Origin of the sequence: Sphingomonas faeni (genome assembly GCF_003053745.1) — a bacterium.
Taxonomy (GTDB): Bacteria; Pseudomonadota; Alphaproteobacteria; order Sphingomonadales; family Sphingomonadaceae; genus Sphingomonas; species Sphingomonas faeni.
In genome coordinates this window covers 244977-269617 of record NZ_QAYE01000004.1, presented here as the reverse complement: position 1 = coordinate 269617, position 24641 = coordinate 244977, and the positions used below count along the sequence as shown (strand labels likewise).

Sequence of the window (24641 nt, the reverse complement as noted above, 5' to 3'; positions counted from 1 at the left end):
CACCAGGTCAGAGCTCGCGGTCGATCACGTGGTATTCGAGCTCGCCGGCCTCGTCCTCGCTGATCGTCCAGCCGCGCACCGATTGCTTGGCGCGGTGGACGGCTTCGCGGTCGCCGCAGACGAGGTAATGCCATTCGGGCAGTTGCTCGCCGGCCGCGCGCAGACGGTACGCGCAGGTCGAGGGCAGCCAGTCGATCCCGCGGACGTTGCCGGTCGTCAGCCGCACGCATTCGGGGACATAGGCGTGGCGGTGGCGGTAATCGGAGCATTGCCCGCTGCGGCGGTCGAGCAGCCGACACGAGACGTTGGTCGCGACGAGCTCGCCGGTATCCTCGTCCTCGAGCTTGTGGATGCAGCATTTGCCGCAGCCGTCGCACAGGGCTTCCCATTGGCCGCGGTCGAGCTGGTCGATCGGCGTATCTTCCCAGAAGCGCGCGCTCACCGGGCCCAGCGCTTGATTTCCGTTACCACTGCGTCGGGCCCTTGTTCCTGCGGCAGCAAAGCGAGGGGCTTGCCGTCCGGGTCCATCAGATAGGCCTGGCGCGAGTGGTTTACGAGGTAGCCGCCGCCGGGCGAGGCGTCTCCCTTGCTGGAATACACCGCATACTCGGTCTTGATCTTCGCGATCTGGTCGTCGGTGCCGGTCAACCCGACCATCCGCGGGTGGAAGGCGGAGACGAACTGCTTGAGCACCGCGGGGGTGTCGCGTGCCGGATCCACCGTCACGAACACCGGCACGATCTTCGCGGCGAGCGCAGGGTCGCTCGCCTCGAGCTTTTTCACCGCGGCGCCGATCGCCTGGACATCCGTCGGACACACATCGGGACAGAAGGTGTAGCCGAAATACATGATCCGGTATTTGCCTGCGAACGCCTGTTCGGTGACGGTCTTCCCGTTCTGGTCGGTCAGCGTGAAGGCGCCGCCGATCCGCGCACCTTCGAGCGGTGGTTTGGCGGGCGGTGCCGAAGCGGTGCACGCGGATAAAGCGAGTGCCGGTATGAGAAGGAAACGGAGGGTCATGGTCCCGCCAGCCTTGATCTGTTCGCTACTGCGGCGCAAGCGTCACCCTATATCCAGGACGAACCAAGGAAGTCTCTCGATGCGTATCCGCCTGATGCTCGCCGCTACCCTCCTGACGCCTGCGCTCGCCTGCGTCGCGGCGCCCGCGTTCGCGCAAGGCCAGTCGGAGGGGTACAAGTTCCTGTCCGCGGTGCGCGATGCGAAGAACAACGATGTGCTGGAGATGCTCGGCAAGCCCGGCAGCAACATCATCAACACGCGCGACGTGACCAGCGGCGAAGGCGCGCTCCACATCGTCATCAAGCGCAGCGACGAGGTGTATCTGCGCTTCCTGCTGCAAAAGGGTGCGGACGCGAACCTGCGCGACGGCAAGGGCAATACGCCGTTGCTGCTGGCGGTGACGCTGGGCCAGACGAACATGATCCCGATCCTGACCGCGGCGGGGGCGAACCCGAACCTTGCCAATTCGGCGGGCGAGACGCCGCTGATCCGCGCGGTGCAGCGGCGCGACGTGGGGATGATCCGGGTGTTGCTGGCCGAGAACGCCGATCCCGACCAGGCGGATATCATGGCGGGCATGTCCGCGCGCGCCTATGCCAAGCAGGATGGACGCAACCCGATCGTGAGCAAGCTGCTGGAAGACGCGCCGAAGAAGGTGCGCAAGGCGGTTTCGGGCCCGAAGTTCTAAGCTGGAGTGGCGGTCGCCAACGCCGCCAGGACCACGACAGGCTCCCCGCCCTGAAAGGGAGGGGCTGGGGGTGGGTAGGCCAGCTTGCGACGGGACCTCACCCGATACGGAAACCGACCCACCCCCGACCCCTCCCTTCCAGGGAGGGGGGAAGTTCACGACGTTCCTTTAGAATGCCAACCCGTCGGCGTCCGGGTCCATCTGCGCGATCAGCCGCCGTGCCGCGCGCCGGGCGAACGCGAGCGTACACCGTTTCCGCACATGCGCCGGCAGCGGCACCGTATGCGCCTCCCGCACGATCGCCGCGTCATAGCGATCGGCGACGATGATCCCCGTCCGCTCGGGCAGGAACGCGGGCCCGTTCAAGGGCCCAACGTCGAACCCGGCCGGGACCGCCCAGAAATACCGGTCGCAATGCCCGAGATAATCCGGCCACTTTCCGTCGCCTAGCAGATCGGCGCGCGACACCTTGATCTCGACGATGACGATCTGACCGCGCGCATCCACCGCCATCAGGTCCGCGCGGCGGCCACCATCGAGCGGCACTTCGGTCATCGCGGTGAGGTCGTGACGCAGCAACATCCGGATCACGCCGCGCGCCACGTCGGCGGCGCACATCACCGAATCGGGAGGTGATCCAGGTTTGTCGATGCAGGAGTCCGGCGGCATGTCGAGCATGCGGCGGAAATAGAACAATCCGCGAACGAGGCAAGCCCATTCGCGGATTGCCTGGCGGTCAGCCCGCCTCGCCCTTCAGCGGCCGGGCGAGCAGGTCACCGATGACGTCGCTCACTGGCGCGCCCTCCAGCAGCCGGCAGACGGCTTCGGTGATCGGCATGTCGACACGCGCGTCGCGGGCGGCTTCGCGGAGGACGGGCGCGGTGAAGGCGCCTTCCGCGACGGTCCGGCGATCTGCCAGCAATGTCGCCGCCGAATCGCCACGCCCGAGGCCGACACCCAGCGAGAAGTTGCGCGAACTCGTCGAGGAACAGGTGAGCACGAGATCACCCAGCCCGGAAAGCCCCGCCAGCGTCTCCGCGCGCGCACCGCGTGCCAGGCCGAACCGCGTCATCTCGGCGAACCCGCGCGCGATCAACGCGGCGCGCGCGTTCTGGCCGAGCCCTGCCCCCTCGACGACGCCGCAACCGATCGCAAGGACGTTCTTCACCGCGCCACCGATCTCCGCCCCCGCGACGTCGGTCGAGGCGTAGGTGCGGAAATGGCGGGCCGCGAGGCGTGTCGCGAGCCGCTCGCCAAGCGCCGCATCCTCGCAGGCCAGCGTCACCGCGGTCGGCAACCCGGCGGCGACTTCGTGCGCGAAGGTTGGTCCCGAAAGCACCGCGATCGGCGCCTCCGGATGTACCGCGCGCGCGACCTCGCCGACGAGACGCTTGCTCCCCGCCTCGATCCCCTTCGCGCAGAGCACGAGCGGAATGCGGCCGATCGGGGCGGCGGCGAGCACGCTGCCGACGTGCTGGGCGGGCGCGACGACGAGGATCGCATCCATGTCCGCGAGCGCGGCGAGGTCGTCGGTCGCGCGAATCGTCGCTGACAGCGCGACGCCGCCGAGGAACAGCGTGTTCTCATGGGCGGTGTTGATCGACTCGACCACCGCGTCCTCGCGCGCCCACAGGATCACGTCGCGGCCACCATAGGCTGCGACCTGCGCAAGTGCCGTGCCCCACGCCCCGCCACCGATGACGCCGATCTTCATGCCTTCACCCCCGCGCCACGCACCGCTTCGGCATTCGGATCGAGCGGCCAGCGTGGTCGCGCGGCGACATCGAGCGGATCGGTAAGGCCCGCGGCGAATCGCTCGGCCCCTGCCCAACCAATCATCGCGGCGTTGTCGGTGCACAGCCACAAGGGCGGCGCGACGAAGCGGAGCCCGTGCGCGCTCGCGAGCCCCTGCAACGCGGTACGGACCGTCGTGTTGGCGGCGACTCCGCCCGCGACGACGAGCGCGGTGGCGCCATGCGATGTCCGCAAAGCCTTGGTCGTGCGGTCGATCAGGCAGTCCACCACCGCCGCTTGGAACGAGGCGGCGATATCCTCGGGCGAATACTGGCCGACGACACGTGCGACCGCGCTCTTCAGTCCGGCGAACGAGAAATGCGGCTCGGCCGAGCCTTTCAGTGGCCGCGGGAGGGGGACGGCCTTGAGATCCCCCAACGCCGCAGCGCGCTCGACCGCGGGACCTCCCGGGAAGCCCAGCCCCAAGAGCTTGGCGGTCTTGTCGAACGCCTCACCCGCCGCATCGTCGATCGTCGTGGCGAGGCGCCGATACGCACCGACGCCCTCCACCAGCAGCAACTGGCAATGCCCGCCCGACACGAGCAGCAGCAAATAGGGAAACTCCAGGTCCGGGTCCGACAGCCGCGGCGAAAGCGCATGGCCCTCAAGGTGATTGACCGCGATCAACGGCTTCCCCGCCGCGTGCGCGAGAGCCTTGCCGGTGACGAGCCCGACCATCACCCCACCGATCAGCCCCGGCCCAGCGGTCGCGGCGATCGCGTCGACGTTGGCCAGCGTCAGCTTCGCGTCGGCCAGCGCCGCGACGATCAGCGGCTCCAGTGCCTCGACATGCGCGCGCGCGGCGATCTCCGGTACGACGCCGCCGAACGGAGCGTGTGCCGCCTCCTGCCCGAGCAGCCGGTGCGCGAGGACCTGCCGGTCGCCGGTGACGAGCGCGGCGGCGGTTTCGTCGCAGGAGGATTCGATGCCGAGAATGATCATCGCATGTCTGTATAGGCCCGCGTGAAGCTTGTCGAAGGGGGCCCCTTTCTGCATGGCACGCAGGATGACAGTTTTTCGGCTCGGTACGCGCGGTTCGCCGCTGGCGCTCACCCAGGCAGGCCTGGTCCGCGATGCCCTGTGCGCAGCCCATGGCTGGTCGGCGGACAAGGTCGAGACGGTCGTGATCCGCACGACGGGCGACCGCGTGCAGGATCGCGCGCTCGCCGAGATCGGCGGCAAGGCGCTGTGGACGAGGGAACTCGATCGAGCGCTGCACGACGGCGACATCGACTGTGCGGTGCATTCGATGAAGGACGTCGAGACGATCCGGCCGCACACGCTGAGGATCGCCGCGATGCTGCCGCGGGCCGACGTCCGCGATCGGCTGATCGGTGCGGAGACGTTTGCCGACCTGCGCCCGGGCGCCGTCGTCGGCACGAGTTCGCCGCGACGCCGCGCGCAGATGCTGCGGCTGCGGCCCGACCTGGAGATCGTGCTGATCCGCGGCAACGTCGACACGCGGCTCGGCCGGGTGGCGAGCGGCGAGATGGACGCCACGCTGCTCGCCGCCGCGGGGCTCGATCGCCTCGGCCGCGAGGACGGCCATGCGATCCCGACCGACATCATGCTGCCCGCTCCGGCGCAGGGCGCGGTCGGGATCGAAGTCCTTGCCGACAGCGCCGCGCACGCGATCGTCGCCGCGATCGACCATGCTGACACCAGCCTGTGCGTGCTGACCGAGCGCGCGTTGCTGGCGCGGCTGGGCGCGGATTGCCACTCGCCGGTCGCGGCGCTCGCATCGCTGGCGGGGGAGACGCTGACGTTGCGCGCCGAGTTGATCGCCGAGGACGGGACGTGCGACGTCGCCGGATCGATCGAAGGCAGCGCGGGAGAAGACCTGGGCACGATGCTGGCGGTCGACCTTCTCACGCGCGCGCCGGCCAGCGTCCGCCGGTTGTTCGCGGCATGACGTCGCCCCACGCCGTCGTCGTCGTGCGGCCGGAGCCCGGCAATGCGCGGACTGCTGCGGCGCTGCGGGCGCTCGGACTCGACGTACGGCAGGTTCCGCTGTTCGCGGTGACGCCGGTCGACTGGAGCGTGCCGGATCCTGCAGGGTTCGATGGGTTGTTGCTGACCAGCGCGAATGCGGTGCGGCATGGCGGCGCGGGACTGGACGCGTTGAAGCGCCTGCCGGTGATCGCGGTCGGCGCCGCGACTGCCGCGGCAGCGAGCGACGCGGGTTTTGCGGTCGCGGTGACCGGGTCGGGCAATGCGCGCGATGCCGTTTCCGAGGCGCGCGATCGCGGTTTCGCGCGACTTCTGCATTTGGCCGGGCGCGATCGTGCCCCGACCGGCGACGGGATCGAGGCCATTACGGTCTACGCGAGCGATGATGTGCCGATCGACGCTACGATGGCGCAGTCGTTCGCCGATACCGTCGTGTTGCTGCACTCCGAACGGGCCGCTGCCCGGTTGAAGGCTATGCTTGATACGGCGGGCATCGACCGATCCGGGATTGAGATCGCCGCGATCAGCGCCGCCGTCGCCGAAGCGGCCGGAACCCGCTGGGCGACCGTCTCGATCGCCCCGCAACCGAGCGATCCGGCGCTCGTCGCGCTGGCTGCTGCACGTGCGAACACACGCGCGATTGACCATCCGGTGCGTGGCGGGGATAAGCACCCCATGAGCGACTACGTGCCGACCGATCGCCCACGGGCACGCGGACCCAGAATGGGCGTCATCATCGCCCTCACCGCGCTTGCGTTCGTCGCCGGATTGGCGCTGATGGCCTATGCCGCGAGGAAGCTGCCCTGGTTCGGCGCCACGGCGTCGACCACCGCTGGCGCACCCGTCGCGGGCCAGAAAGCCGGCGCGAGCAATTCCGGATATATCCCGTCGCAACCGCTCGGCCCGGACGGCCAGCCCCAGACGGCTCCGCCGGTCGACACTGCCGTGCTGGCAACGCGCGAGGCGACGCTGGCGGGCCAGTTGACCGCCCTCGAGTCGCGCACCGCGGCGATCACTACCGACGCCGCTGCTGCTGGCGCGCAGGCGACGCGGGCGGAAGGCCTGCTGGTGGCCTTCGCAGCGCGACGTGCGCTCGATCGCGGGGTCGGGCTCGGCTATCTGGAGGAACAGTTGCGCCTGCGGTTCGGTCAAGCCCAGCCGCGTGCGACCATGTTGCTGATCCAGTCTGCGCGCCAACCGGTCACGCTTGAGGATCTGCGCCAGGGTCTCGACGCGATCGCGCCGGACATCACGAGTTCGACCGGTGAGAACTGGCTCGACACGATCCAGCATCAGATCGATTCACTGGTGGTATTGCGCAAGGCGGGGACGCCTTCGCCGATGCCCGCCGACCGCCTCGCGCGCGCGCGCCGACTGCTCGGCGCAGGCCAGGTCGAGGCGGCCCGCGCCGAAGTCGCCCGCCTGCCCGGCGCCGCGCAAGCCGGCAACTGGATAGACGCGGCCCGGCGCTACGTCGTTGCCCGCCAAGCGCTCGACCTGATCGAGAACACAGCACTAATCGGTCAGGCGGGGCAGCCGCAGCCGGCGCCGGTCGTCATGCCAACGCCACAAACGGCAACCGAAACGGACACCGCCCCGGACCCGTCGGGTATCTGAACTAAACGCGTTTTCGCTAGTGTAGAACGATCTACGGCCATAGCTTTGCATTCGGCTGTCAAAGATACAACAGCAAGACCGTTCGATCTCTTTCCGATATCAGGATAGCGGCGTACCGACAAATCGTCCCGGGAACACCTACGGGGTCACGCACTGAAGTCGGCGGTGTGTTTCGATCTACGACAGTCCGGAACAGACTTTGTGTGATCCGGCCTTATCTTCCTCAACGTGCCCAGTGGGGCAGTCGTTCTGTAAAGGAAGTCGACGCTCAATAGCGCCGACCCTGTCTTTTCTTACCAGAGCACGCCGCGGACCGGCTGCAACGGCTCCGGTGCCTCGTCGCCGATCGCCTGGAGCAGGTCGATCTCGATCGTCCTGCACATTGCGTTCAGCGGGACGTCGTGGATCGTGTCCGCGAACGGGTCGACCAGATCGTCGCCGATCTGGAGCACGGCCAGGAACATCAACCCGGCAATCGTCGAACCGATCGGCGTCGCGAACCCAAGCGTCTCGACCAGACCGATCGGCAGCAGGATGCAGAACAGCCGCGTGAAGATGCTGGGGAAAAAGCGATACTGGTTTGGCAGCGGCGTGTTCTTGATACGCTCCATGCCACCCTGCGCGTTGGCGATATCGACGAGGATCGCCTCGAACTGCGTCTGCTGGATGGTGTCGATCCAGCCGTTGCGGCGCGCAATATCGATTCGGCGGCCGGTGCCGTCGAGCAGGCCGTTGGCGATATTGGTGCGATCGAGCGCGAACGACGCCTCTTCCTTCGACAGGAAGCGCAACACTTCGGGAGGCGCTGGCTGCTTCCGCAACTGGCAGCGCAGTGCGTTCACATACGCGATCTGGCGGAGGACGATCGTCCGCTTCATATCGTGGCCTTCGGGCTCTGGCAGCATGTTGCGCGCCATTCGCGCCAAATTGCGCGAGGCATTGATCATCAGGCCCCACAGCCCGCGGCTTTCCCACCAGCGCTGATACGCGGAGTTGTCGCGAAAGCCGAGGAACAGCGCCAACGCGGTACCGAACAGCGTCAGGGGTAGGGCTGGCGCATGAAACGGCAGGACGTAATAGGTGATCGTGACGACGACGTCCCAGACGAAAAGACCCAGCAGCGGGCGCCAGACCTCGCTCAAGATTTGACTGAGGCGTGGTGTTGCGGTGACGATCAAACGAAAGCTCCCTTGTTTACTGGGCGTTTAATGCGCGAAGAGACGTTTCGCTGCAATGCAGCGACGATCAGCCGCCCCGCTTAGCCGCCGACGAGCGACTGATCGCGCAGGCCGCGCCAGATCTTTACCGCCTGCACCGTCTCTACGACGTCGTGGACGCGCAGGATCTGGACGCCGGCCTCGGCGCCCTTGAGTGCCAGTGCGAGCGAACCAGCGAGGCGCTGGTCGATCGGCGCTTCGTTCGAGAGAGCGCCGATCAGACGCTTGCGGCTCGCGCCGAGCATGATCGGGCAGCCGAGACCGTGGAAGATCGCCAAGCCGTTGAGCAGCGCAAGGTTCTCCGCGAGCGTCTTGCCGAAGCCGATGCCGGGATCGACCATGATCCGCGACCGGTCGACGCCGCCCGCGACGACCGCGGCGATGCGGGTTTCGAGCCAGTCGAAGACGTCGGTCAGGACGTTGGCGTAGCCACCATCGCCGTGGCCGCCTTTCTTGGGGTCGGGCGAATGCATCAGCACGACCGGGCAGCCGCTTTTTGCGACCACATCGAGTGCGCGGTCATCCCAGAGGAGTGCGGCGACGTCGTTGACGATGTGCGCACCGGCGGCGAGCGTCGCCTCCATGACGGCCGCCTTGCGCGTGTCGACCGAGACGATCGCGCCGGCGCGCGCGAGGCGTTCGACGACGGGGACGAGGCGCGAGATCTCGTCGCCTTCCCAGACCGCGGGGGCGCCAGGGCGGGTCGATTCGCCACCGACGTCGATCAGCGTCGCGCCGGCGGCGGCCATGTCGATGCCGGCTGCGGCGGCGGCGGCGGGGTCATCGACATGCTTACCGCCGTCGGAGAAGCTGTCGGGCGTGACGTTGAGGATGCCTGCGACGATCGGCTGGTCGAAGCGGAGCGTGCGTTCGCCGAGCAGGAGGGGCGCGCGGGGGGCGGTGATGGCGGCGTGAAGGTGCGCAGCGCGGTCGCCCAGCGTGGCGACGTCGGCGACGGGGATGATGCGGCGGTCGCGGCCTTCGATCACTTCGTAGGCGGCGAACCACTGTAGGCCGCCAGCGAGGCGCGCGACGCTGCCGTCTTCATGGCCGATCGGGGTGTCGACGAACTGGACGGGGCGGAGGTGGATGATCGTTCTCCTGCTCCCCTCCCTGGAAGGGAGGGGTCGGGGGTGGGTCGGCCGATTGGTTTACGTATCGCCCGCCAAGCCGCCAACCCACCCCCAGCCCCTCCCTTCCCGGGAGGGGAGCAAAAGTCAGATCGTGTTCGCCAGCAGATACGTCTGGCGGAGGTCGTCGATCGGTTTCAGGCCCTTGTCGCTTTCGTAATGCCAGAAGCTCCAGCCGTTGCAGGCGGGGGCGTTCTGGAGGGTCGAGCCGAGCTTGTGGATCGAGCCGATCGTGCCGCAGTCGCTGAGCAGCGAGCCATCCGCGCGGATGGTGGCACGCCAGCGGCGCTTCGAGTCGGTCAGGACTGCGCCGGGGGCGAGATACGCGTTCTCGACCAGCACGCCGAACGCGACCTTGGGCTGCGTGCGGGGGCTCATCATCGTCGCGAGTGCGGACTCGTCGAGCGGCAATGCCGCCTCGATCCGCTCCTGTGCGGCTTCGATGTAGTCGCCTTCGCGGTCGATGCCGATCCAGCTGCGACCGAGACGCTTGGCGACCGCGCCGGTGGTGCCGGTGCCGAAGAACGGGTCGAGCACGACGTCGCCGGGCTTCGTGCACGCGAGCAGGATGCGGTAGAGCAGCGCCTCGGGCTTTTGCGTCGGATGCACCTTGGTGCCGTTCTTCTTCAGCCGCTCGGCGCCGCCGCAGGTCGGGAATTCCCAGTCGCTGCGCATCTGGAGCTCGTCGTTGAGCGTCTTCATCGCGCGGTAGTTGAAGTGGTATTTCGCCTTCTCGCCCTTCGACGCCCAGATCAGCGTCTCGTGCGCGTTGGTGAAGCGGGTGCCGCGGAAATTCGGCATCGGATTCGTCTTGCGCCAGACGATGTCGTTGAGGATCCAGTAGCCGAGATCCTGCACCGCCGCACCGACGCGGAAGATGTTGTGGTAGCTGCCGATGACCCAGAGCGCGCCGTCGTCCTTGAGGATGCGGCGTGCTTCCTTGAGCCAGGCGCGGGTGAAGCGGTCGTACGCGGCGAAGGTGTCGAACTTGTCCCAGTCGTCGGTGACGGCATCGACGTGCGACCCGTCGGGGCGATAGAGTTCGCCACCGAGCTGGAGGTTGTAGGGCGGGTCGGCGAAGATCATGTCGATGGAATTCGACGGCAGCGCCTTCATGTGCTCGATGCAGTCGCCGCGCAGTATTTGGTCGAGCGGAAGGACGGCCTGGACCGCCGGCTCCACTGCCTTTTTCGCACGCGGCCGTGCGATCGTGTCGATCAAACCCATGTTTTCCGCCCCTTATCGACGCCCATAGCGGCGGAATTGTCCGACTCCGTCAAGCAAACATTCGTTAACGGCGTTTCGGTGCAATTCCGTCGCTGCGACCAATCGAGTCGCCGTTGCCCAGATGTTGAGTCGTGGGAGACTCGCGGCTCAAGCCCTTGGGGTGTGGCGCGAAAGACTCAGCTCGTCGTTTCCTGTGCGAAAAGTCCCTCGCGCGCCAGATAGGCGGCGGCGACGGGCGCGAAACTGCGGCGGTGAATCGGCGTGGGGCCGTGATCGCGGAGCGCCTTCATGTGGTGCGCGCAGCCATAACCCTTGTTCGAATGCCAGTTATATTCCGGGTGCACGTCGGCGGCGGCGATCATGATGAGGTCGCGCGTGTGCTTGGCGACGATCGAGGCAGCGGCGATCGACAGCGATTTCGCATCGCCGCCGACCAGCGGCGTGGCGGGGTAGGTCCAGCGGGGCAAGCGGTTGCCGTCGACCAGGACGTGGCCGGGGGCCTGGCCGAGTTCGACCGCCAGCGCATCGACCGCGAGCGTCATCGCCTTCATCGTCGCCCAGTAGATGTTGAGCGTGTCGATCTCTTCCGGCTGGACGATGCCGACGCCGACGATCGCGCAGCCTTTGAGGCGGGCGCAGAGCCGTTCTCGCTCGGAGGCGGAGAGCTTCTTTGAATCGTCGATGCCGCGGGGGACGCCTTTTGCGGGGAGGATCACGGCGGCGGCGACGACTGGTCCCGCGAGTGGGCCGCGGCCGGCTTCGTCGACACCCGCGACCGGGCCGACGCAGAGCTTTTCGTGTTTCATGCCGGGCATTATCGGGTTCTCAACTGATCGAACGGGCTGACGCCGAGTGCGTGGCCCATCGGGCCGTGCCCTGCGCCCAGCCCCGGTGCGTTGGCAAGCGCGGCGCGGACGAACGCGATGGCGCGCTCGATTGCGGCGCCGAGCGGCAGGCCTTGAGCGAGCCCGGTGGCGATACCGCTGGCGAGCGTGCAGCCGGTGCCGTGCGCGTGGCGGGTTTCGATGCGGGGGTTGGTCCAGTGGGTTTCGCCGGCGTTGGTGACGAGGCGGTCGGTGACGGAGGGGCCTTCGGCGTGGCCGCCTTTTATGAGGACGGCGGGGCCTAGTGCGCGGATTGCGGCTTCCCCGCCAAGGGCTGCGAGTTCGGGGAGGTTGGGGGTAACGAGCGTCGCGATCTGCATGAGGCGGGTGAAGGCGGCTATGGTGTCGCGGTTTGCGAGGACCGAGCCGGAGGTGGCGATCATCACCGGGTCGAAGATGATCGGGAGTTTGCTCCCCTCCCTGGAAGGGAGGGGTTGGGGGTGGGTTGGCTTGGGGCCGGTGTCGCGCTTACCCAGCGGCCTACCCACCCCCGGCCCCTCCCTTTCAGGGAGGGGGGAAAGACTCTCTAGATATGAAGCGACCGCATGTGCCGTTTCTGCCGAGCCGATCATGCCGATCTTTACGGCGTCGATGCCGATGTCCGAGACGACGGAGTCTATCTGCGCCAAGACCATGTCGGTGGGGATCTGGTGGACCGCCTGCACGCCGAGCGTGTTCTGTGCGGTGATCGCGGTCACGGCCGTCATTGCGTGGCCGCCGAGCATGGTTACCGTCTTGATATCCGCCTGAATTCCAGCGCCGCCGCCCGAGTCGGAGCCGGCTATTATGAGCACCCGCGCTGTCATAAAGTGTCCCAGATCGGGGCGAAGTGCACGAAGTGCAGACGCTGGCGCAGGTCTGCACTTTGCCTGAGGTGGGGCTGCAATCGGGATGCCGGACTGGGTTTGGCGCGGTTGGCGGTCATGGGATCGGCTATGGCATGATCGATCGGATGTAGGACAGGGGTGCTGGACATACGCCTGCATCCGCCCCGGCGGAGGCCGGGGCCCAGTTGGGAGACGTCGCTAACCGCGGACTGCGATCTGTTACCTGGACCTTTCCAACTGGGCCCCGGCCTCCGCCGGGGTGGTAGGAGAGGTTGGGGTGGCAACAAGGAGCTAGGTAGCGCTTACCCGACCGGCGCCTAGTGCCGCCGCGCGCCTGCCGGCTTTTGCGGCGGTGCCTCGCCGAGCCTCGTCGGGCGGTCGAGCAATTCGCCGCCGCAGTTGGGACAACGCTCGTCGAGCGCGTCCGCGCATTCCGCGCAGAAGGTGCATTCGAACGAGCAGATGAATGCGCCCGGCGCGTCCGCCGGAAGCTCGGTGGTGCAGCGTTCGCAAATGGGGCGCATCTCGAGCATCAGGCGGCAGCCTTCCGGACAGCGTCGCAGATGCGGTCGACGACACGCTCGACCTGTGCCGGATCGTCGCCTTCCGCCATCACGCGGATCACCGGTTCGGTGCCCGATGGACGGATGACCAGACGGCCATTGCCAGCGAGCTCCGCCTCAGCCTGCGCGATCACCGCCTTTACGGCATCGTCGTCGAGCGGCTTGCCACCGGCGAAGCGGACGTTCTTCAGCAACTGCGGCAGCGGCTCGAACCGGTGCAGCACTTCGCTCGCCAGTGCGCCCGAACGCTTGACCTCCGCCAGGATCTGCAGCGCCGCGACCAATCCGTCGCCGGTCGTCGCATAGTCGGACAGGATGATGTGGCCCGACTGCTCGCCACCGACATTGTAGCCGCTCGAGCGCATCTTCTCGAGCACGTGGCGGTCGCCGACCTTGGTTCGGACGAGGCCGAGGCCCTGCGCCGCGAGGTGGCGTTCCAGGCCCAGGTTCGACATCACCGTCGCGACGAGGCCGCCGCCCGCGAGCCGCCCCTGGCGCGCCCAGCTGGCGGCGATCGTCGCCATCAGCTGGTCGCCGTCGACGATCGTGCCGGTCTCATCGACGACGATCAGGCGATCCGCGTCGCCGTCGAGCGCGATGCCGATGTCCGCGCCGCTCGCGACCACCGTCTCGGCGAGCGTCTGCGGCGCGGTCGAGCCGACGCCGTCGTTGATGTTGGTACCGTTGGGCGTGACGCCGATCGCGACGACGTCCGCGCCGAGTTCCCACAGCGCCGATGGTGCGACCTTGTACGCTGCGCCGTTCGCGCAATCGATCACGACCCGCATGCCGTCGAGGCGAAGGTTCTCGGGGAAGGTCGACTTGGCGAAATGGATGTAGCGGCCCTGCGCATCGTCGATGCGGCGTGCGCGGCCGATCTGGCTCGACGGCACGAGCGGGATGTCGCCGTCGATCAGCGCCTCGATCGCTTCCTCCGCTTCGTCCGACAGCTTGTAGCCGTCAGGACCGAACAGCTTGATGCCGTTGTCGGCGTAGGCGTTATGGCTAGCAGAGATCATGACACCGATATCGGCGCGCATTGAATGGGTGAGCATCGCGACCGCGGGTGTCGGCATCGGCCCGACCATGACGACATCCATACCGACGCTAGTGAACCCTGCAACCAGTGCGGATTCAAGCATGTAACCCGACAGCCGCGTGTCCTTGCCGATGACGACGCGGTGGCGATGATCGCCGCGCAGGAAGTATGCGCCGGCGGCCATGCCGACCTTCATCGCCATCTCTGCTGTCATCGGCGAGACGTTTGTGGCGCCACGAATGCCATCGGTGCCGAAATATTTCCTTGCCATCACACGTGCTTTCCGTCCGGTATCGGGGTTTGCACCGTTGATAGCGCGGTAAACCACGAAGGGCGAGCATGTCGCAGGCTACACGGATCCTGATCGCCCTCATCGGCGGCATCGCGATCGGCATCCTCGCCGCCGCACTCGCGCCGTCCCAGGCGATCGCGGTCACCGCGGTGACGCAGCCGATGGGCTCGGCGTGGCTGCACGGACTGCAGATGGTGATCGTGCCGTTGATCGTGTCGCTGCTCGTCACGGGAATCGGCGCGACGGCCGAGGCGGCACGCGCGGGACGGATCACGATCCGCGCGCTGGTCATGATGGTCGCGATCCTGTGGGCGGTGACGATCATGTCCGCACTAGTGACGCCGTTGCTGCTCGAAGCGTGGCCGTTGCCCGCTGGACTCGCGACCGCACTCCGCACCGCGCTGACGACCACCGCGCCGGTCGGGTCGGTGCCGGGGATCGGTGCGTTCTTCGATACGATCGTGCCGACCAACGTCGTCGCGGCGGCGGCGGGGGACGCGTTCCTGCCGCTAACCGTGTTCGCGCTGGCGTTCGCGTTCGCGGTCACGCAATTGCCCGAAGCGCAGCGCAGTATCCTGACCGGGTTTTTCCAGGCGGTCGTCGACGCCCTGCTGATCGTGATCGGCTGGGTGCTGAAGCTCGCGCCGATCGGCATCTTCGCGCTCGCCTACGGGGTCGGCGCGCGGACCGGCACCGCGGCGTTCGGTGCACTGGTGCATTACATCGTCTGTGTCTCGGCGATCGGCGTGGTCGTGCTGATCGCCGCGTATCCGGTCGGGATGATCGGCGGGCGCGTGCGGTTCGGGCGCTTTGCGCGCGCGGTCGCGCCCGCGCAGGCGGTGGCGATCAGCACGCAGTCGTCACTCGCCTCGCTGCCGGCGATGCTGAAGGGCTCGGTCGAGCTCGGCGCAGCGCCAGCGACAGCCGGGATCGTGCTGCCGCTGGCGGTCGCGGTGTTCCGGGCGACGAGTCCGGCGATGAACCTCGCGGTGGCGCTGTACGTCGCGCATCTGGTCGGCGTACCGATCGGGCCGGGGCAGCTCGCCGCGGGGATCGCGACCGCGGCGATCACGACGATGGGGTCGGTGTCGCTGCCGGGCACGGTAAGCTTCATCGCCTCGGTCGCGCCGGTCGCGATCGCGATGGGGGTGCCGATCGAGGCTCTGGGGCTGTTCATCGCAGTCGAGACCGTGCCCGACCTGTTTCGTACCGTCGGCAACGTGACGATGGACACCGCCGTCACCATCTCCGTTTCAGCCCGCAGTGGCTCACAGGAGATTCCGCATGAAGTATCGCACGCTCGGCCCTGATTTCGAGGTTTCCGCGCTGGGTCTCGGCTGCATGCCGATGGCCGGCATCGGCAAGGGCATGTACGGCGAGGCGAACGCCGATGAGAGCATCGCGACGATCCACCGCGCGATCGAGCTGGGCGTGACACTGTTCGACACCGCCGAAATCTATGGCCCGCTGGTCAACGAAGAGCTGATCGGCAAGGCGATCCGCGGCAAGCGCGATGGCGTCGTGATCGCGACCAAGTTCGGCTTCCGCTACGACGAGAACGGGATGACGGGGGTGGACTCAACGCCTGCCAATGTGCGGCGGGCTTGCGAGGGATCGCTGAAGCGGCTTGGGGTCGAGACGATCGACCTACTGTACCAGCACCGCGTCGATCCGGACGTGCCGATCGAGGATACGGTCGGCGCGATGGGCGACCTCGTGCGCGAGGGCAAGGTGCGGCATCTCGGGTTGTCGGAGGCGGGGCTCGACACGATCCGGCGGGCTGCGGCGACGCATCCGATTGCGGCTTTGCAGAGTGAGTATTCGTTGTGGGAGCGCGATGTTGAAGAGGCGATCCTGCCATTGTGCCGCGAGCTTGGGATCGGGTTCGTGCCGTATTCGCCGCTCGGGCGGGGCTTCCTGACGGGGCAGATTACCGCGCGGTCGGATCTGCCTGAGGGCGACTATCGGCGGAACGATCCGCGGTATTCGGAGGAGAACTTCGCCAAGAACATGGAGATGGTCGCGGCGGTGAAGTCGATTGCCGATGCGCATGGGGCTTCGCCGGCACAGGTGGCGCTCGCCTGGTTGCTGGCGCAAGGCGACGATATCGTGCCGATCCCGGGGTCGAAGCGCCGGGTTACGCTCGAGGACAGCATGAAGGCGGCGGACATTACGCTGACCGCGGACGATCTGGCGAAGCTGGATGCAGCGGCGCCGAGGGGTGGGACGGCTGGGCCGCGGTATGGCGAGAAGGCGCTGTCGATGACGCGGATCTGACGGCCTCCCCTCCCGCCTGCGGGAGGGGTCGGGGGAGGGGCGTGCCTCGCACACCGGACGCCAGTACGTACGTCGCGCCCTCCCCTAGCCCCTCCCGCAAGCGGGAGGGGAACTGGTTTACTCACTGAACGCCGTGCATCCACTTCTTGATCAGTGGCGAGATCAGCAGCAGCACGACGCCGATGCCGGCCGAGACCAGACCGATGGTCCAGAACACGCCGGCATAGGTATCCAGGCTGACCTTCAAATTGGTCACCTGCCCGCCGACCGTCTCGACGCTCGCCACCTGCGCGACCACGCCGGCGACATACTGCGCGACCGAGATCGACAGGAACCACACGCCCATCATCAGACCGACGACGCGCGCGATCGACAGCTTGGTGATCATGCTGAGACCGACCGGCGAGATGCAGAGCTCGGCGAACGAGTGGATGAAATACAGCCCGGCGAGCCACCAGATCGCGACCTTGAACGAAGGCCCGACCATGCTTGCGCCCCAGACGAGGAACAGGAAGCCGACGCCGACGCCGATCAGCGCGATGCCGAACTTGACGGGGATCGACGGCTCCAGGCCCTTGGCGGCGAGCTTGGTCCACAGGATCGACATCACCGGCGCGAGCGCGACGATGAAGAACGCGTTGAAGAACTGCGTCTGGCCGGCCGAGATGCTGAAAAGGCCGAACACGCTGAGGTCGGTGTTGCGATCCGCGAACAGCGTGAGGCTCGACCCAGCCTGCTCGAACAGCGTCCAGAACACGACGTTGAACACGATCAGCACCATCGCCGCGAGCATCATCTGGAACTCGCGACGCTCGCCGTTGATGAACGACCAGATCAGGATGCCGGGCACCGCGATCAGGAACGTGCCGAACAGCAATTTGCCCATCAGCGACAGCGAGGCGATGTAGCCGACGATCCCGGAGCCCGGCACCGGCGGCACCGCGTTCATGAGGTTGACAAACAGCAGGTAGAAGATCGGGATACCGAGCAGCGCGAGCGCATAGATGCCGAGCGCACGATCGGGACCGGTGCGAACCGGGGGCTCGCCGTAGCCGTCGAGCTTGCCGCCATCGAACTGGATCAGCGTCCACGACGCGAGCATGCCGATCGCGGCGAGGCCGAAGCCTGCCCACCAGCCGACCGCGACCGCGAGGAACGGACAGAGCAGCTGCGAAAACAGCGAGCCGAGGTTGATCCCCATGTAGAAGATCGTGAACCCGGCATCGCGGCGCTTGTCGCCCTGTGCGTAGAGTTCGCCGACCATCGTCGAGATGTTGGGCTTGAAGAAGCCGTTGCCGACCGAGATCATGCAGAGCGCGAGCAGCATGATCGTGACGTAGAAGCTGCTGCGTTCGGCGCCGGATTCGAAGCCGCCCTTCTCGACCGTGCGCGCGGTCGAGCCGTCGGGCGCGAGCAGCGAGACGGTACCGTCGTCGTTACCCTTGATCTTCAGCTTGTTCGCGCCGTCGACGAGATAGCGGACTTCGCTGTCGGCCTGGTCGACGACTTCGATCGCGTAGCGCTGGTTGGCGATCGTCGCGTAGGGCTTGGCAGTCTCGCCGCCGAAGCAGAGCAGCAGATAGCCGAGCGCCATGATGATCGCGCCGAACTTCACCGCGCGCTTGGAACCGAGATATTGGTCCGCGAGATAGCCGCCGACCAGCGGCGTCAGATACACCAGCGCGGTGTAGCCGCCGTAGAGCCCGGTCGCCTCGCGGTCGCCGAACACGAAATGCTTGGTAAGGTACAGCGTGAGCAGCGCGCGCATGCCGTAATAGCCGAACCGCTCCCACGCTTCGGTGGTGAACAGCCGCGCGAGCTGGCGGGGATGCCCGAACCAGGTTTCGCCGGACGCCGGGTTGATATGGGTGATGTCCGGCTCTCGCGGGGTATCCGCGGTCGGGGTGTCCACCATTCTTACGCTCCCTGATACTCGTCTTGGCCGCCGTCGAACGCGGGGCCGTTATGGCGCGCAACCTAGCGGCAAAGCTCGGCCTGTAAATATCGCACATCAGGGCTTATCTTGCGGGACATGCTCAACGACCGCTCCACGCCGCTCTCGCTGCTCGCCACCCGCCGCTCGGGCAAGCCGCGCGACCTGATCGCGCCCGGCCCCGATTCCTACCAGCTGGCGACGATCCTGGAGATCGCGGCGCGGACGCCCGACCACGGCAAGCTCGCGCCGTGGCGGTTCGTGGTCGTGGGAGACGAGCACCGCGCCGCTCTGTCGACGTTGATCACGGATGCGTATCTCGCGGAGCGGCCTTCTGCGTCGCGGACCGAACTCGAGTCGCTCGACCAGTTCGCGCACCAAGCGCCGACGCTGGTGGTCGTGCTGTCGTCGCCGAAGGAGAGCAAGATTCCGCTTTGGGAACAGGAGCTTTCGGCGGGGGCGGCGTGCATGAACCTGCTTCATGCGGTGCATGCGGAGGGGTTTGCGGGGGGCTGGCTGACGGGGTGGCCAGCCTATTCGGACCTGGTGCGCGATGCGTTCGGGACGGCGGCGGAGCGGATCGCGGGGTTCATGTTCATCGGCACGCCGTCGCGCGCGCTCGACGAACGGCCTCGCCCGGATATGGCACGGCTCGTAAGCCATTGGGAATCCTAAGCCTCGACTTTCCGCCAGATTGCTGTATTAGAACAGCATGACAGCGCTCAGCAGCGACGACAGCCCCGTATATATCCGCCTTCGCAGCACGATCGCTGCGGGTATTTTGCGCGGCGACTATCGTGCAGGGGACCAATTGCCGTCGGTGCGCGCGTTCGCCGCTGAGCAGGGGGCGAACCCGCTGACGGTCGCCAAGGCGTATCAGAGCTTTCAGGACGACGGCTATGTCGAGGTCCGACGCGGGGTCGGAATGTTCGTGATGCCGGGTGCGGCGGAGGCTTTGCGGGTGGCGGAGCGCGAGAATTTCGTGACGACGCAGTGGCCGCGGATCCTGGGGCATATCGACCTGCTGGGGTTGGATGCGCATGATCTTTTGGAGCGCGAGCGGGCCTGAGCCGCTGCGAGCGATTTCCTTCGCCTCCCCTGCCCCTTGCGTTTGTCTGCACCCTGTCCCGTTCGTCCTGAGTAGTCATCGAGTAGCTCCAACGGAGCGTATCGAGAGGACGTATCGAAGGACAGGTTGGCGCGGGGAACCCATGCTTCGATACGCGCCCTCGATACGTTGCTGACGCAGCTACTCGGTCGCTACTCAGCACGAACGGAAGCGGGGTGCTGCTTCAGAATAACCCCAGCGCCGCGACGTCCTCGACGCTCAGGTCGATCCCGAACAACAGGCTCATGCGGATGCGATACACGCGCGGGTCCGTGATCTCGCCGACCGTCGTGTCGGTGCCCGAGCGCCGGCGGTAGTTGCGGCCGATCAGCGACGCGAAGCCGTTCGGGAGGACGATGCTGGCGATCGGGGTGTGGGTGAATCGACTGGACGGCGCGGTCGAGGTCCAGTGGTTAGACATTGCCAAGTCCGCATCGAACACTTGCGCGAGCGTGAAGCTGTATTGCGGCTGGAATCCTCCCGTTTCGCCGCGACCATCGGTGGTCATCGGATCGCCGTCGCGGAGCAGCATCCAGCCTTGTTCGGTCGCTTCCAGCCGGAAGCGGGCGCCATCGGGAGCGGTCGCCTCGGCGCCGTCGGCGAGCGGGAGGACGGGCGTGTAGCTGCCGCCGAAGCCGGTGTCGGCGATCCAGTCCTGGCCATCGATCGTCACCAGCGCGAAGGTGTGCGTGAGCGGCGGTACGTCGGTGGCGGCGATCCAGACGCGGGCCAGCAACGGGCGTGCGGTGAAACCGAGTTCTTTGAGCGCATCCAGGAACAGCCGGTTGTGCTCGAAGCAATAGCCGCCGCGCCGTGCGGTGACGAGCTTGGCGAAGACCGATGTGCTGTCGATCGCGATGCCGCGGCCGAGGACGACGTCGAGATCCTCGAACGGGATCGAAAGACGGTGCGCGTGTTGCAGGCGGCCGAGGCCGATCGAGTCGAGCGTGGGCCGCGCGGGCATGGCGACACGGAGGAGATAGGCTTCGAGGTCGAACATCGGTCAGGCTTTCAGAGATTTCCGCCCTCCCTTACCGTTCGTTGCGCAGGGACGTCGAGTGCTGGGCACCGGATGTTGCATGTGGTGCAGCCCCCCTCCCCCGTTCGTGCCGAGCGAAGTCGAAGCAGCTGCGCGTTGGGCATACCCTTCGACTACGCTCAGGGCGAACGGGATATGGGGTGCCACCCCTGCTCGCTCCGTCGCCCCGGGCTTGTTCCGGGGACCACCGTTCCGCGTTCTCATTTCCCCCGGATCTGTGGAACGGTGGATGCCGGAACGAGCCCTGCATGACGGCGTGGTTTGGCGCTGTCACGACCAGTAGCGTCCCTCGCGATCCTCCCCCGCAAGGGGGAGGCGGCTGGCGCTTGCCGGACGGAGGGGGCGGTAAGGGTTTACCGCCGTTGCGTGTCCTCCCCCTCCGTCACCTTCGGTGCCACCTCCCCCTTGCGGGGGAGGATCGAGGCGGCCTGGGTGCCACTCCGCGACAGCCTGTACCGCCTTCCCACTAGCTACCTCCCCGGCGGAGGCCGGGGCCCAATTGGAACGTCGGAAGTAACCGAGCACCGCGCGGATCACGGCCGTCCCCCAATTGGACCCCGGCCTCCGCCGGGGAGGGGCGAACGACGATGTCGCGTTCGATCAGGCCGCGAACAGGTCCGCTTCGATCGAGTAGAGCACCGCTGCGCTGGCGTTCGCGGCCGCATTCAACCCCATCGCCTCGGGGACGATCTGGTCGAGGTAGAAACGCACCGCCGCGGTCTTCATCCGGCCGAAGTCGTCGCTGCCGGCGACCCCGCCCTGCCGCTCCATCAACCAGCCACAGGTCGCGACCGACAACATGGTGAGGAAGGGGTAGCTCGCCGCCAGCTTGTCGTCGGCGTCCGCGGTGGCGAGCTTACGCCCGATCGCTTCGCACGCGTCGACCAGTGCCAAGAGCCGATCGTCCTTCGCTTCCGCACGGATGTCGGCGATCAGCGTGGCGAACGCGCCGCCATTGTCGAGGCCGAGTTTCCGCCCGACGAGGTCCGCCGCCTGGATGCCGTTGGTGCCCTCGTAGATCGGCGTGATGCGGGCATCGCGGAAATACTGCGCGGCGCCGGTTTCCTCGACATAGCCCATGCCGCCGTGGACCTGGATACCGAGCGAGGCGACTTCGTTGCCGAGATCGGTGCCGTGCGCCTTGGCGAGCGGCGTGACGAGCTCGAGCCGGTTGCGCGCGGCGTGGTCGCCGAGATTGGCGCGGTCGACCTGCCCGGCCGCGTAGTAGACGAGCGCGCGCGCCGCCTGCGTCTGCGCCTTCATCCGCATCAGCATGCGGCGGACGTCGGGATGCTCGACGATCTTGACCGAGTCCTTGTTCGGCGAGCCGGCGCGGGCGGACTGCACGCGGTCGAGCGCATAGGCGACCGCGCCCTGCGTCGCGCCCTCGGCGACCTGAACGCCCTGGAGGCCGACGTTCAACCGCGCGTTGTTCATCATCGTGAACATGGCGCGGATGCCGCCGAGTTCCGCGCCGATCAGCTCGCCGATGCAGTCGTCGTTGTCGCCGAAGCTCAGCACGCAGGTGGGCGAGGCGTGGAGGCCCATCTTGTGCTCGATCGAGACGACGCGGACGTCGTTGAAGTCGCCCGGCGTGCCGTCTTCCTGAAGGCGAAACTTGGGGACGAGGAACAGCGAGATGCCCTTCGTGCCTGCCGGTGCGCCCGGCGTCCGCGCGAGGACGAGGTGAACGATGTTCGGCGCCATGTCGTGATCGCCGAACGAGATGTAGATCTTGGTGCCCTTGATCGACCACTTGCCGTCACCGAGCGGCGTCGCGGTCGCGCGCAACGCGCCGACGTCGGAGCCCGCCTGCGGCTCGGTAAGGTTCATCGTACCGGTCCACTCGCCGGTCGCGAGATGGGGGAGGTACAGCGCCTGCTGCTCGGGGCTGCCGTGATGCTGGAGCGCCTCGATCGCGCCGACGGTCAGCGTCGGGCACAGCGCGAAACCCATGTTGGCCGAGCCCAATGTGTCGAGCACCGCGGTCTGGATCGCGAACGGAAGGCCCTGGCCGCCCCATTCTTCCTCGACGCCGATTCCGCCCCAGCCGCCCTCGACATAATCCTTGTACGCCTGCGCGAAGCCGTCGGGCATGACGACGCCGTCCGGAGTCCATTTTGCGCCGACGGTGTCGCCGGTGCGGTTGAGCGGCGCCCATTCGCCCGACGCCAACTGGCCGACGCCTTCGAGGACCGCGTCGACGACGTCGTCGCTGGCGGCGGCATAGCGTTCGGTCGCGGCGATCTCGCCGATCCGCACGACATGGTCGAGCACGAAACGCTGTTCGGTGGTTGCTGGAGTGAAGGCCATCGCATCCTCTTATCGCTACGGTTTGGACCCGCTATACGCCTGTGGAATGACCCGTCCACACCCTCGGATTTTACCCTACGGCACGGCCGCAATCGCCGAAGCCGCCGCACTGATTCGCGACGGGGGGATCGTCGCGGTGCCGACCGAGACGGTGTATGGGCTGGCGGCGGACGCGACCAATGCGGAGGCCGTGGCGCGGATTTATGCCGCGAAGGGGCGGCCGAGTTTCAATCCTCTGATCGTGCATGTGGCAGATCTGGCGGCGGCTGAGCGTATTGCTGTGTTCGATGCGGATGCTCGGGCGTTGGCCGAGGCGTTCTGGCCGGGGCCGCTGACGTTGGTGCTGCCGGTGCGGGGGGATTCGGGGATCGCTTCGCTGGTGACGGCGGGGTTGGATACGGTCGCGATACGGGTGCCTCGGCATCGGGCTATGCAGGGGTTGATCGCGGCGTCGGGGCGGCCGTTGGCGGCGCCTTCGGCCAATGCGAGCGGGGGGATCAGTCCGACTACCGCCGCGCATGTCGCGGGAAGCTTGGGGGGGAACGTACCGTTGATCCTCGACGATGGGGCTACCGAGGCGGGATTGGAGTCGACGATCGTGGCGGGGCGGACGGTGCTGCGGCCGGGGCCGGTTACGGCGGAGGCTATCCGGCAGTACTTAGAGCACCCCCCCGGCGGAGGCCGGGGCCCAATTGGAACGTCGGATGTAACCGGGCAAGACCTGCGTCATGACCGTCCCCCAATTGGGCCCCGGCCTTCGCCGGGGGGGATTGAGAGTGGGGTGACGGCGCCGGGGCAGCTTGAGAGCCATTATGCGCCAAGCAAGTTGCTCAGGCTGAATGCGTTCGAGACAGGGTCTGATGAGTGGCTGATTGGTTTCGGCGATGTGGCAGGCGACGTGTCGCTCTCCGCGTCTGGAAACCTTGTCGAAGCCGCGGCGAGGTTGTTCGACCTGCTCCATGCAGCGGACGCAAACGATCGCTCAAAGATCGCGATCGCGCCGATCCCATTCGACGGCATCGGCGAAGCGATCAACGACCGCCTTCGCCGCGCCGCACATCGATAGTCCGTTCCCCTGCGCACGCAGGGGTCCAGGAGTCAGGTCGGACGGCGGTATTTAGCTGGGCCCCCGCTTCCGCGGGGGAACAGCATTGGTTCGATCTTACGCGTTCACCGCCGCCTTCGACCGCGCGGCGAAGCTCTTGCGGAGCTTCTGCAGCTTGGGCGGGATCACCGCCATGCAATATGGGTTCGAGCGGCCCGAGGTTTCCCAGTAATCCTGGTGATAGCCCTCGGCCTCGTACCACGTGTCCATCGGCTCAATGGTGGTGACGATCGGCTTGGGCGAATCCGCCTGCGCGCGCTCCAGTGCCGCTTCCATCTCGGCCTTCTGCGCGTCGTCCGCGGGAAACATCGCCGAGCGGTACTGCGTCCCCACGTCGTTGCCCTGCCGGTTCAGCGTCGTCGCGTCGTGCGTCGCGAAGAAGATGTCGAGCAGGTCGCCGAGCTTCAGCTGCTCCGGGTCGAAACCGATCCGGATCGCCTCGGCATGGCCGGTGTCGCCGCCGCAGACCTGCTTGTAGGTCGGGTTGGGCACATGCCCGCCGATATACCCGCTCTCGGCCGACCCGACCCCGATCACATCCTTGAACACAGCCTCGGTGCACCAGAAGCAGCCGCCGGCCAGCGTTACATAATCCGTCATAACGATCTCCTTTCCGCC

24 protein-coding genes are annotated in these 24641 nt (G+C 67.1%); 8 read left to right on the top strand and 16 right to left on the bottom strand.

The window, feature by feature from the left end:
• Window positions 1-7 precede the first annotated feature (7 nt).
• Complete coding sequence (locus C8J25_RS09635) at window positions 8-442, bottom strand: YcgN family cysteine cluster protein (RefSeq protein WP_133020171.1); 435 nt, start codon at window positions 440-442, stop codon at window positions 8-10.
• Complete coding sequence (locus C8J25_RS09630) at window positions 439-1020, bottom strand: SCO family protein (protein ID WP_107954317.1); 582 nt, start codon at window positions 1018-1020, stop codon at window positions 439-441. The genes C8J25_RS09635 and C8J25_RS09630 overlap by 4 nt, the downstream gene beginning before the upstream one ends.
• Before the next feature lie 79 nt (window positions 1021-1099).
• On the opposite strand from C8J25_RS09630, the gene C8J25_RS09625 reads away from it, so the two are divergent.
• Window positions 1100-1708 carry an ankyrin repeat domain-containing protein gene (locus C8J25_RS09625; RefSeq protein WP_056487752.1) on the top strand — a complete coding sequence of 203 codons (609 nt, stop codon included), beginning with the start codon at window positions 1100-1102 and terminating at the stop codon, window positions 1706-1708.
• 168 nt (window positions 1709-1876) lie between these two features.
• Here the strand turns inward: C8J25_RS09625 and C8J25_RS09620 are convergent, their stop codons facing one another.
• Genes C8J25_RS09620 through tsaD form a run of 3 tightly spaced genes read right to left on the bottom strand, consistent with a single transcriptional unit; the run spans window position 1877 to window position 4444 of the window.
• Window positions 1877-2386, bottom strand: a complete 510-nt coding sequence (locus tag C8J25_RS09620) for an MmcB family DNA repair protein (protein ID WP_107954315.1) — start codon at window positions 2384-2386, stop codon at window positions 1877-1879.
• A gap of 58 nt (window positions 2387-2444) precedes the next feature.
• Window positions 2445-3422 (bottom strand): NAD(P)H-dependent glycerol-3-phosphate dehydrogenase, encoded by a 978-nt coding sequence (locus C8J25_RS09615; RefSeq protein WP_107954223.1) that lies wholly within the window; start codon window positions 3420-3422, stop codon window positions 2445-2447.
• A complete protein-coding gene (gene tsaD, locus C8J25_RS09610) occupies window positions 3419-4444 on the bottom strand; it encodes a tRNA (adenosine(37)-N6)-threonylcarbamoyltransferase complex transferase subunit TsaD (RefSeq protein ID WP_107954222.1) in 1026 nt (341 codons plus the stop codon). Before tsaD ends, C8J25_RS09615 begins: the two co-directional genes overlap by 4 nt.
• A 64-nt stretch (window positions 4445-4508) precedes the next feature.
• Here tsaD and hemC point away from each other — a divergent pair, with 64 nt between their 5' ends.
• Both hemC and C8J25_RS21100 read left to right on the top strand, forming a co-directional pair.
• A complete protein-coding gene (hemC, locus tag C8J25_RS09605) occupies window positions 4509-5414 on the top strand; it encodes a hydroxymethylbilane synthase (RefSeq protein ID WP_107954221.1) in 906 nt (301 codons plus the stop codon).
• The gene (locus C8J25_RS21100; RefSeq protein ID WP_244186933.1) at window positions 5411-7069 is read left to right on the top strand and encodes a uroporphyrinogen-III synthase; all 1659 of its coding nucleotides are present in this window, start codon (window positions 5411-5413) and stop codon (window positions 7067-7069) included. The genes hemC and C8J25_RS21100 overlap by 4 nt, the downstream gene beginning before the upstream one ends.
• 293 nt (window positions 7070-7362) lie before the next feature.
• Here the strand turns inward: C8J25_RS21100 and C8J25_RS09595 are convergent, their stop codons facing one another.
• From C8J25_RS09595 to glmM, 7 genes are all read right to left on the bottom strand, one after another.
• Complete coding sequence (locus C8J25_RS09595) at window positions 7363-8247, bottom strand: bestrophin family protein (protein WP_056064245.1); 885 nt, start codon at window positions 8245-8247, stop codon at window positions 7363-7365.
• Window positions 8248-8327: 80 nt separating this feature from the next.
• Window positions 8328-9377 carry a dihydropteroate synthase gene (gene folP / locus C8J25_RS09590; RefSeq protein WP_107954220.1) on the bottom strand — a complete coding sequence of 350 codons (1050 nt, stop codon included), beginning with the start codon at window positions 9375-9377 and terminating at the stop codon, window positions 8328-8330.
• Between the two features lie 126 nt (window positions 9378-9503).
• Window positions 9504-10643, bottom strand: coding sequence for a site-specific DNA-methyltransferase (locus C8J25_RS09585; protein ID WP_107954219.1), 1140 nt, complete (start codon window positions 10641-10643; stop codon window positions 9504-9506).
• Between the two features lie 176 nt (window positions 10644-10819).
• Window positions 10820-11458 (bottom strand): ribonuclease HII, encoded by a 639-nt coding sequence (locus C8J25_RS09580; protein WP_107954218.1) that lies wholly within the window; start codon window positions 11456-11458, stop codon window positions 10820-10822.
• Window positions 11458-12333, bottom strand: a complete 876-nt coding sequence (gene thiD / locus C8J25_RS09575) for a bifunctional hydroxymethylpyrimidine kinase/phosphomethylpyrimidine kinase (RefSeq protein ID WP_107954217.1) — start codon at window positions 12331-12333, stop codon at window positions 11458-11460. The genes C8J25_RS09580 and thiD overlap by 1 nt, the downstream gene beginning before the upstream one ends.
• A 338-nt stretch (window positions 12334-12671) precedes the next feature.
• A complete protein-coding gene (locus C8J25_RS09570) occupies window positions 12672-12887 on the bottom strand; it encodes a DUF1272 domain-containing protein (RefSeq protein ID WP_107954216.1) in 216 nt (71 codons plus the stop codon).
• Entirely contained in the window at window positions 12887-14227 is a 1341-nt protein-coding gene (gene glmM, locus C8J25_RS09565; protein WP_056487731.1) for a phosphoglucosamine mutase, read from the bottom strand. The genes C8J25_RS09570 and glmM overlap by 1 nt, the downstream gene beginning before the upstream one ends.
• A gap of 68 nt (window positions 14228-14295) precedes the next feature.
• Between glmM and C8J25_RS09560 the strand changes: the two genes are divergently transcribed.
• Both C8J25_RS09560 and C8J25_RS09555 read left to right on the top strand, forming a co-directional pair.
• Window positions 14296-15558 carry a dicarboxylate/amino acid:cation symporter gene (locus C8J25_RS09560; RefSeq protein ID WP_107954215.1) on the top strand — a complete coding sequence of 421 codons (1263 nt, stop codon included), beginning with the start codon at window positions 14296-14298 and terminating at the stop codon, window positions 15556-15558.
• The gene (locus tag C8J25_RS09555; RefSeq protein ID WP_107954214.1) at window positions 15533-16525 is read left to right on the top strand and encodes an aldo/keto reductase; all 993 of its coding nucleotides are present in this window, start codon (window positions 15533-15535) and stop codon (window positions 16523-16525) included. Before C8J25_RS09560 ends, C8J25_RS09555 begins: the two co-directional genes overlap by 26 nt.
• 121 nt (window positions 16526-16646) lie before the next feature.
• On the opposite strand, the gene C8J25_RS09550 is transcribed toward C8J25_RS09555, so the two are convergent.
• Window positions 16647-18440: a peptide MFS transporter gene (locus C8J25_RS09550; RefSeq protein ID WP_107954213.1), complete on the bottom strand. Its 1794-nt coding sequence runs from the start codon at window positions 18438-18440 to the stop codon at window positions 16647-16649.
• A 117-nt stretch (window positions 18441-18557) separates the two neighbouring features.
• Between C8J25_RS09550 and C8J25_RS09545 the strand changes: the two genes are divergently transcribed.
• Window positions 18558-19133, top strand: coding sequence for a nitroreductase family protein (locus C8J25_RS09545; protein WP_056487718.1), 576 nt, complete (start codon window positions 18558-18560; stop codon window positions 19131-19133).
• A gap of 37 nt (window positions 19134-19170) precedes the next feature.
• Window positions 19171-19527, top strand: coding sequence for a GntR family transcriptional regulator (locus C8J25_RS09540; protein WP_056053547.1), 357 nt, complete (start codon window positions 19171-19173; stop codon window positions 19525-19527).
• Between the two features lie 223 nt (window positions 19528-19750).
• On the opposite strand, the gene C8J25_RS09535 is transcribed toward C8J25_RS09540, so the two are convergent.
• Both C8J25_RS09535 and C8J25_RS09530 read right to left on the bottom strand, forming a co-directional pair.
• A complete protein-coding gene (locus C8J25_RS09535) occupies window positions 19751-20566 on the bottom strand; it encodes an arylamine N-acetyltransferase family protein (RefSeq protein WP_107954212.1) in 816 nt (271 codons plus the stop codon).
• 639 nt (window positions 20567-21205) lie between these two features.
• Window positions 21206-22918, bottom strand: a complete 1713-nt coding sequence (locus C8J25_RS09530; RefSeq protein WP_107954211.1) for an acyl-CoA dehydrogenase family protein — start codon at window positions 22916-22918, stop codon at window positions 21206-21208.
• A gap of 46 nt (window positions 22919-22964) precedes the next feature.
• Here C8J25_RS09530 and C8J25_RS09525 point away from each other — a divergent pair, with 46 nt between their 5' ends.
• Window positions 22965-23984 (top strand): L-threonylcarbamoyladenylate synthase, encoded by a 1020-nt coding sequence (locus tag C8J25_RS09525; protein ID WP_107954210.1) that lies wholly within the window; start codon window positions 22965-22967, stop codon window positions 23982-23984.
• Between the two features lie 96 nt (window positions 23985-24080).
• Here C8J25_RS09525 and msrA read toward each other — a convergent pair whose 3' ends face one another.
• Entirely contained in the window at window positions 24081-24623 is a 543-nt protein-coding gene (msrA, locus tag C8J25_RS09520; RefSeq protein WP_107954209.1) for a peptide-methionine (S)-S-oxide reductase MsrA, read from the bottom strand.
• Between the last annotated feature and the right edge of the window lie 18 nt (window positions 24624-24641).